General features: G+C 51.8%; 7 protein-coding genes. All 7 read right to left on the bottom strand.

Annotation, left to right across the window (positions count from 1 at the left end; all coding sequences use genetic code 11):
* Nucleotides 1-1,798 (bottom strand): methylmalonyl-CoA mutase (gene scpA / locus QZ303_RS10260; RefSeq protein ID WP_295732433.1); only part of this gene is annotated, 1,798 nt, incomplete at its 3' end.
* Nucleotides 1,799-1,816: 18 nt separating this feature from the next.
* A complete protein-coding gene (mutA, locus tag QZ303_RS10255) occupies nt 1,817-3,673 on the bottom strand; it encodes a methylmalonyl-CoA mutase small subunit (RefSeq protein ID WP_295732431.1) in 1,857 nt (618 codons plus the stop codon).
* A 250-nt stretch (nt 3,674-3,923) separates the two neighbouring features.
* Nucleotides 3,924-4,886 carry a potassium channel family protein gene (locus QZ303_RS10250; protein ID WP_295732429.1) on the bottom strand — a complete coding sequence of 321 codons (963 nt, stop codon included), beginning with the start codon at nt 4,884-4,886 and terminating at the stop codon, nt 3,924-3,926.
* Nucleotides 4,887-4,914: 28 nt separating this feature from the next.
* Entirely contained in the window at nt 4,915-5,496 is a 582-nt protein-coding gene (locus tag QZ303_RS10245) for a uracil-DNA glycosylase family protein (RefSeq protein WP_295732427.1), read from the bottom strand.
* 25 nt (nt 5,497-5,521) lie between these two features.
* Nucleotides 5,522-7,138, bottom strand: a complete 1,617-nt coding sequence (gene gadC / locus QZ303_RS10240; protein WP_295732425.1) for a putative glutamine/gamma-aminobutyrate antiporter GadC — start codon at nt 7,136-7,138, stop codon at nt 5,522-5,524.
* A 143-nt stretch (nt 7,139-7,281) separates the two neighbouring features.
* Nucleotides 7,282-8,481: an FprA family A-type flavoprotein gene (locus tag QZ303_RS10235; protein ID WP_295732423.1), complete on the bottom strand. Its 1,200-nt coding sequence runs from the start codon at nt 8,479-8,481 to the stop codon at nt 7,282-7,284.
* A gap of 155 nt (nt 8,482-8,636) precedes the next feature.
* A complete protein-coding gene (gene efp / locus QZ303_RS10230) occupies nt 8,637-9,212 on the bottom strand; it encodes an elongation factor P (RefSeq protein WP_295732421.1) in 576 nt (191 codons plus the stop codon).
* Between the last annotated feature and the right edge of the window lie 199 nt (nt 9,213-9,411).

Below are 9,411 nucleotides of genomic sequence, written 5' to 3'. Positions count from 1 at the left end.
TGGCGCCACGGTCGTGACCGTCCTGACCCATCTTGGCAATCATGATACGGGGCTGACGGCCCTCTTTCTTGGCGAAATCCTCGGCCATCTGCCGGGCACGGAGGAAATCGGGATCTGTCTTGGTTTCGCTGCTATACACGCCTGAAATAGTTCTGATTACTGCTTTATAACGTCCTACCACTTCCTCGCAGGCGTCGGATATCTCGCCGAGTGTGGCGCGAAGTCCGGCCGCCTTGACCGCAAGGTCGAGGAGGTTGCCTTCCTTGGTGCGGACACATTCGGTGATGGCGGCAAGAGCCTTCTTGACAGCCTCTTCGTCGCGATGGGCCTTCACCTCGTTGAGACGCTCAATCTGCTCGTTGCGCACCTGTGTATTATCGATTTCGAGAATATCAATCGGATCCTCATGGTCAAGACGATACTTGTTGATGCCTACGATTGTCTGACGGCCTGAATCGATACGTGCCTGAGTGCGGGCGGCTGCCTCCTCAATGCGAAGTTTCGGCAGGCCGGTCTCGATGGCCTTGGCCATACCGCCGAGTTTCTCGATCTCCTGGATGTGCTCCCATGCGCGATGTGCAATCTCGTTGGTAAGCGCCTCCACATAGTAGCTGCCTCCCCAGGGATCCACCTGCTTGGTGACAAGGGTCTCCTCCTGGATATAGATCTGTGTATTTCGGGCGATACGTGCCGAGAAGTCGGTGGGAAGCGCGATGGCCTCGTCGAGAGCATTGGTATGGAGCGACTGGGTATGTCCCAGAGCGGCACCCATGGCCTCGATACATGTGCGGCCAACGTTGTTGAAGGGATCCTGCTCGGTCAGCGACCATCCGGAAGTTTGTGAATGGGTGCGCAGTGCGAGCGACTTGGGATTCTTCGGGTTGAACCGGCTTACGATCTTGGCCCATAGCATACGGGCAGCGCGCATCTTGGCGATCTCCATGAAGAAGTTCATGCCAATAGCCCAGAAGAACGATAGGCGCGGGGCGAACGAGTCGATATCCATGCCGGCGTTGACACCTGCACGGAGATATTCCAGACCGTCGGCAAGCGTGTAGGCAAGCTCGATGTCGCAGGTGGCGCCGGCCTCCTGCATGTGGTAGCCTGAAATCGAGATTGAATTGAACTTCGGCATGTTCTGCGAAGTGTACTCGAAAATGTCGGCTATAATGCGCATCGAGAATTCGGGGGGATAGATATAAGTGTTGCGCACCATGAATTCCTTGAGGATATCGTTCTGGATGGTACCTGCCATCTCCTCAAGCTTTGCTCCCTGCTCCAAACCTGCGTTGATGTAGAAAGCGAGCACGGGGAGCACGGCACCGTTCATGGTCATGGACACCGACATCTTGTTGAGGGGTATGCCGTCGAAAAGCACTTTCATGTCATCGAGCGAGCATATCGACACACCGGCCTTGCCCACATCCCCTACCACGCGGGGATGATCGGCATCATAGCCACGGTGTGTGGCAAGGTCGAATGCTACCGACAAGCCCTTCTGTCCCGACGCGAGGTTGCGGCGGTAGAAGGCATTTGACTCGGCGGCAGTGGAGAATCCGGCATACTGACGGATAGTCCAGGGGCGCAGGGGGTACATGGCGCTGTACGGGCCACGCAGGAAGGGGGGTATACCCGACATGAAGTTGAGGTGTTCAAGCCCTTCGAGATCCTGCTTCGTATAAACGTTCTTCACGGAAATCAACTCAGGCGTAATCCAGTCCTCTCCGTGTGCCATGGCAACATGGTTGGTGCCGAAAGCGTCTTTGGCAATATCTATGGTTTTGAAATCAGGTTTCATTGTTGTTGGCGTATGAGATTATTTGAGGAGACGGGAATTGAAATCGCGAAGAGTGTCGAGCACATTGCAACGCACATGTATGAAGTCGTTGATGCCTTTTGCCTTAAGGTCGTCCATGCATGCGGGAGCACCTGCCACCACAAGGATAGCACGGCCGGCAAGCGCCTCTTTGGCCTTAGGAGCGAATTCGGCATACTCGTCATCGCTGGAGCAGAGCACTACAACATCGGCGCCCTTCTCGACGGCGGCCTCCACACCTTGCTCCACGGAGTCGAATCCGAGATTGTCGATAATCTCATATCCGGCGCATCCGAAAAAGTTGGTAGAGAACTGCGCACGCGCCAGACGCATGGCAAGATTGCCGATAGTGAGCATGAACACTTTCGGACGCTTGGATGCCGCCTCAGTAGCGAGACGAAGTGTCTCGAAGTCGCTTGCCGCACGGCTCATATTCAGGCCACCCTTGTCATCGCCATGGTCATGATTGCCATGCCCGCATCCGCAGGAGCCGCAAGCACCTTCAATCTTCGAGGCTGCGGTCTCGTTTATATTGGGATACTGGTTGGTGCCGAGAAGTATCTCCTTGCGACGAGCCACGTCTGTATGGCGCTTCTCGTTGCTCGCATTGACGGCTGCCTGCACGGTGCCGTCATTGATACATGCCAGGAAACCGCCTTTGTCCTCGACTTCGAGGAAGAGCTTCCAGGCCTGCTGCGCGATGGAGAGCGTAAGAGTCTCAACGTAGTAGCTGCCACCGGCAGGGTCGATTACCTTGTCGAGGTGGCTCTCTTCCTTGAGCAGGTGCTGCTGGTTGCGCGCAATGCGCTCCGAGAATGCATCGGGCTTTTTGTAGGGGACATCGAACGGAGTCGTAGTGATTGAATCAACACCGGCAAGAGCGGCCGACATGGATTCGGTCTGCGAACGCAACAGGTTGACATGGGCATCGTAGATGGTCTGGTTGAAGCGCGATGTGATAGCATGCACGAGCATCTTGGCGCTCTGCTTCGAATCGGGCTTGTACTGCTCTACGATCTGCGCCCAAAGCATGCGGGCCGCACGGAACTTGGCTATCTCCATGAAATAGTTGGAGCTGACGCCCATATTGAATTTAATGCGGTTGGCAACGATGTCGGCCTTCACGCCTGCGTCGGTTAGCATCGTCATCCATTCGGCACCCCACGCGAGAGCATAACCGAGTTCCTGATAGATGTATGCGCCCGCATCACTTAGCATATAGCTGTCAACAGCGAAAACTCTAAGGTTATCGACAGGCTTGACCGTCTCAAGCAGTTCGAGCGACATTGCCTTGATGTCGGCGGGGAATGCCGATCCGTGCCTGAGGGCACGACGCATAGGATTGAAATCGATAGAACCGTTGAACGCGGTGAGTTCACCTTTCTGTCGGAGATATTCCACCAAAGCCTTGGCCAACTCAACGGCATGGCGGGGACATGTACGGAAGTTTATCTCGACTGATGCCAGATCTATTCCATCAAGCAGTCGGCCTACCTCTTCGGGAGTGGTCATGGCGATGTTGAATCCCAATGCGTTGACTCCTTTTTGGAGTACATCGAGAGCTACAGCGTTGGCTGTCTCTATTGTCTCCTCCTGTATCTCCTGGCGCACCTTCCAGTCGTTGTCGGTACGGGTGCCGCGAAGATAAGGATATTCACCCGGAAGCGAGTCCGTGGTCTTGAAATCGGCAATGTTCTCGGCACGATAGACGGGCTCTACGTTGAAACCTTCGTTAGTGCGCCAAACAAGTTTCTTGTTGAAGTCGGCCCCTTTCAAGTCGGCCTCCACCTTTGTCCTCCACTGATCGTAGGAGCACTCCGGAAACATGTCGAACAATTTTTCTTTATTGTCTGCCATGGTTTAGGTTAATATTTTAAATTAAAATTAATATGTCATGTCTGCATAGCGAAATACCCGCGCATCTCCAACCAATGACACGCAGGCATAATCGCCGTGATAAAGGCAAAGTTACTAACTCCTGCCAATTCTCCCAACAAATTGCAGAAAAATTTCTTTATACCTCCATTTCGGAAAGACAACGGAAAGCACGGGAATACCCATGCTTTTCGCCGCAAATGATTAGGAGGTTGTTTAAATTTGAGAACTATCAGTCGGTCTGAAAGGCCTTGGAGGATAGGAAGGTCTCTATTTTTACGGCAATTGCGGCATTCTTCTTTATGAAATCGTAAAGTTCGAAATATGGGTTGAGCGGATTGCCTTCGGCGGCAACAGGCGCACCGTTCCATTCTGCAATCGCCTTCGAAATCTCTCGCTCATGCTCTTTCATCTTATCCCCGGTAAGGCGCTTGCCGTCGGCATCCGGAGCATCGACAGTGATGTTGTCCGCATCGGCAAACATCTGCACACTCGCAACAAAAGAGAAACAATCCTCCAGAAGTTCAGGCCAAAGTGTGAGATCCACCCGATTCTGGAGCATGTCGAGATAGAGGCTCGTGCTTTCAGCGCACTTCCGCAACCCCGCTACGGCCGGACGGTAAGAATGGTCAATCGGCAGACGTGACGGACGATAAAGGTCGCGCATATCATTGAAGCCGAATGAAGCATCGTATTCGCTTTCAGACGTATCGCGTTTGTCATATGGAGTGGTCACGGCATAGCAATATGCCAGAAAACGGTTGAGGTTATGCATGATGATGGGGATGGTCTTTTTCAATTTGGCGGTTTCGGCAGCACTGTGGATGGCGTGCTGCTTCTCGATTTCCGAAGTGACATCAATCTCCGATTTCATCGAACCTACAGCATTAAGAAACAAACCTATTACCACCAGACCGCACAATACCTCCACGGCAGTGATAAGCTGCGCACCGGACCCCATCGGAGTATAATCGCCGAATCCGAGAGTGGTCAACGTCACTATACTATAATATAGCCACGCTCCGAAATCGCCCGTCCCGCCCTCAGGTATCCTGAATTCGCCGGGAGGGAGCAGCGAGTAGAATAGAGCGAAAAGCGGCACATTGAGAAGATACACGCAAATCCATATGATAGGACGCACGTTTGATACCTTGTGAAAGAAATGACGGAGACCGTCGGAGATTGATTTCAACATCGTCAAAATAGATTTTCAGCGTGTATCTTCAAAGTATGCCTGCGGCACGGAATAGATCTGCATAATATGCGGCCTTGTATTCAAGTTTCATGGGATATGCCCGGCTGGTGGATGGCATGCGCCATATTTCGATGCCATCGGACGAAAGCACGTGCTCGCCCATCTTCGGAAGCGGTGTACCTGTGATATCTGCAATCACACCGGCCGCCTTCTCACCGGTAGTAGCCACCGTATGGCATTCCGGCATCATGCGTAGCAGCTCATAGAGTGGTACCGGAGTGACAATCTCCAGAAACTTGTCGGATGCATTGCCTTTAAGCCTCCGGACTTCACGTGCGGTATCGTTGAGCGCGATATGGCGCTCAGTCAGCAGAGACTTGATGGCACCGAGATCAAAAGTACGGCTCTCCTTGCAGTATAGGGCATTGCGGTCATTGAAGAATATAAGACCGATCATATACCAGAAATCATTCGTACGGTTAGGATAGTAGAAATCCATGCTCCACCTATGGTTGCCCGGAGGGAAAGTGCCCATTATCAACACTTTCGCCCCCTGAGGTATAAACGGTTTCCAAGGATGCCGTTCAATCGGCATGTCACACTCTTCCATATCGGAAATATACTTAAAAAACTTGTTAATGATGAGGTTCCGAAGCATGCGTGCGTATAGCTTCGTCCTCGGCTTTCTCTACCATCTCCTCGGTAGGTTCGAACCCTGGCGTCCATTTTGACACCTCGTCGGGCTTACGGCCTTCAATCTGCCAGTCGAACGGATAGAAATGTGCATCCGGATTTCTCCATGAAGGCTTACGCTTCGAGTAGACAATCAGAGGAAGAGCCACGAATATGGCCACACCTACTACTATTATGCCGACATATACTACAGGGGAACCGGTGGTAATCTGAGACGGCGGCAGGAAGCTCAACAACAACGCGAGCAATGCACCGAGGATACCGAGCGTACAAACGACAACCTCTCCGGCCTTCCCGCCGGGCACCTTGAACCCGCGCTTGCGTCCGGGAGCAGTGCGGCGCAGACGGATGAACGCACCGTAGATCATCAGCACCATGATAAGATATATGATAGTAGCCATCTGCGACATGATCTGATATGCCGACTCTACAGTCGGGAGCACAATAAGAACAAGGCATAGAATCGTCACAAACACGCCCTCGACTATAAGGATAGGCTTATTGATACCATTCTTGTTCACGGTCTGCAACGAACGTGGAAGATAGCCCGACTGAGCCACAGCCATAAGTCCGGTGGCAGGGCCCGTTACAAGCGCACTTATCTGACCGATCACACCCACCATTATGAACAACGCCATAATATTTCCCAGCCAGCTGAGCCCGAAAGACGCCCATAGCCCTTTGTAGGCTACAAGCAGAGACTGCAACAGATTGATATCCTGCGAAGGTATGATTACCCCGATCACAAGAGTGCCCAAGGCATAGACGGCTACTATAACGATAATGGCCATGAACACAGCCCGGGGGAAATCCCTGGCAGGATCGTTCATGTCATTGATGTGCACCGCCTGAAGCTCCATGCCGGCATAAAAAAGGAATATCGACGCCGCAAGCACTATGGTGCCCATATTGGTAAAATCAGGGAAAAATGGAAGTTCCGTCAGATATACGTGCTTACCGAGGCAAACATACAGTATGCCTAACACTATCAAGACAATGCCGGGGATAATCGTGCCGACAAGGCCACCGCAGGTGCTGAGGAGGTTGGCCGAGCGCTGCCCCCTGAAAGCATTGAACGTTGCAGCCCAATACATGAAAAGAGCCACCACGAGAGTGTATATCTTATTTGAGGCAAGTGCCTGGTCGAAACTCTCGGGCCAGAATATATAGGCGAGCGATGCCGCCCCGAACATCAGCACCGTAGGAAACCATATCACTATAGTCTGCCATTCGAGGTACATCGCAGTCCACCCCCAGCGAGGCCCGAAAGCCTCCGACACCCAACGGTAGAGACCTCCACTCTTCGTGTAGGTGGATGCGAGTTCGGCACACACGAGCGAGAAAGGCAGAAGGAACACTATCGCCGCAAAAAGATAGTAGAATATCGACTGAATGCCATATTTGGCCTCCGAGGGAAGTCCTCGCAGACTTAATATAGAGGTTATAATCAGCACGGCCATGGCCGCCATAGTAAGCGTGCCCTTGGCCGTCGATACGATTTTCTTCCTCCCAGACTTAGTCATCGCCGGTTCGGCGTGTCCCGATGGATTGTTGCTCATATATATTGTGTTTTAATCAACCGACCGAACATGACAGACGAGAATAATCCATGCCTTGCCAGCCGGGTTATAAACTTTATATATTCACAACAATCTTTCACCGATTATGGTTTATAGACGGTCATCGCGTAAGATAGGGCCGGTCAGACGCTCTCCTGCAACCGCGATGTTATCTGGTCGGCCAATGCCCGACACCCATCGATTGCATCAGAATCAGGCGATTGACGAGCCTCCACCGACACGACCTCACCGGCTGTGCCACGATTTTCGCCAAGCAGAGACTCAATACGTTTCACCGCCTGGGGCGCCCATGTATATGAGCCGAAAACCGATATGACACGGTTCTTCATCTCACGGGTGGTTATTGCCCGCACTACAGCCTCGACAGGAGGATACAGGGTATTGGAGTACGTAGGACCACCTATGACAAGCCCCCGGTAACGAAATATATCAGCCAGAATATAAGACAAGTGGGAGCGCGAGGCATCATGCATGCGTATCTTCTTAACGCCGTTCTCGGCAAGACGTGAAGCAATCGCCTCGGCCATTTCCTCCGTATTGCCATACATGGAGCCATAGACGATTGTCACACCTTCCTCACCTTCATACCTGCTCAACCGGTCATAGATATCCACAACACGTGCGATCTCGTCATGCCACACAGGGCCATGGGTAGGACAGATATAGTCGAGCTTCAGAGATGAAAGCTTGGAAAGCGCCTTTTGGACGAAAACTCCATATTTCCCTACGATATTGGAATAGTAGCGGTACATCTCCGGCATGTAAGGCTCAATGTCCATCTCCGAATCGACCACACCTCCTGCAAGAGCACCAAAACAACCGAAAGCATCGCCGGAGAAGAGCACATTGCGCTCCGGCACATATGTCATCATCGTCTCTGGCCAATGTACCATCGGTGTCAGTCGAAAAACGAGCGATACACCACCGAGATCAATCGAATCGCCGTCGGCAACCTTCATGACATTATCAGTTATACCGTAGAACCCTTTGACCATTTCGAGAGTCTTTGCATTACCCACGATGGTGATGTCGGGGAAGAAACTGCGTATGGCAGCCAATGCACCCGAATGATCCGGTTCCATATGATTTATTATGATATAGTCGGGAGCCTTGTCGCCTATGCGTGAGACTATATTCTGGCGAAATTTCTCGCATTCGCCGATAGCCACGCCATCGATGAGAGCCAGCTTGTCAGAGCCTTTGACTATATAGGAATTATAAGTGACGCCCATAGGGAGCGGCCACAGACCCTCAAACAATGAGGTCATGCGGTCGTTCACTCCAACGTAGTAGATATCGCGTGCGAATTCTTTAAAGTTCATAGGTATAAGTGTGTGAGAATATTCAGAAACAACAGAGCCGGGAATGTCCAATGTTATGAGGACAATCCCGACTCAGATATAACGTCACATGTTATCTTCAAGTTTAGAAAGCCCCAGGATCGCACCTGAACTCTCCTATAAAAAAAGACAACGGATTACGCCTTGGCGCGCTCAACACGCTCCAGATAGTTGCCGTTGCGGGTGTCGATACGTACCTTGTCGCCGACCTCGCAGAATAGGGGCACACGAACCTCGGCGCCGGTCTCCACAGTAGCGGGCTTGAGAGTGTTGGTGGCGGTATCGCCCTTTATGCCGGGCTCGGTATAGGTGATTTCAAGCACTACGTTTGCAGGCATCTCGCAGGTAAGCACAGTCTCGGAAGCAGCGTGCACCATTGCCTCGCAGATATCACCGTCCTTTAAGAACTCCACGCCCTCGATGCTCTCGCCGGGAACGATAATCTCTTCCCATGTCTCGGTGTGGAGGAAGTGATAACCCATGTCATCCTTGTAGGAGAACTGGTAGGGACGACGCTCGATACGCACTTCATCGACTTTTACACCGGAGTTCCAGGTCTTGTCTATGATGCGGCCTGTCTTTACGTTACGAAGCTTTGTACGCACGAAAGCCGGGCCTTTTCCGGGCTTGACATGAAGGAACTCAACGATGAAGAAATAATTGCCGTCGATATCGAGGCACATTCCATTCTTAAAATCTGCGGTTGTTGCCATACTGTATATGTAATCTGTTTGTTATTAAGCTATTGACGCGCACAGCGACACAAATTGCCGATTGCGGCGCAAATTTACAAAAATTCGCATCAATCCACAAGTCATTATACTAAATTTACCACGGCTGACGCATCTTAATTTTATACCCTACTCTCAACTGGCAACTGCAAAATTAGCGATTAGCCGGAAGAAAACGTTT

It is taken from the genome of uncultured Muribaculum sp., from assembly GCF_910583865.1.
Classification (GTDB): domain Bacteria; phylum Bacteroidota; class Bacteroidia; order Bacteroidales; family Muribaculaceae; genus Muribaculum.
Note: the sequence above shows the minus strand (reverse complement) of the source record. Positions and strands in the feature narration are given on the sequence as shown.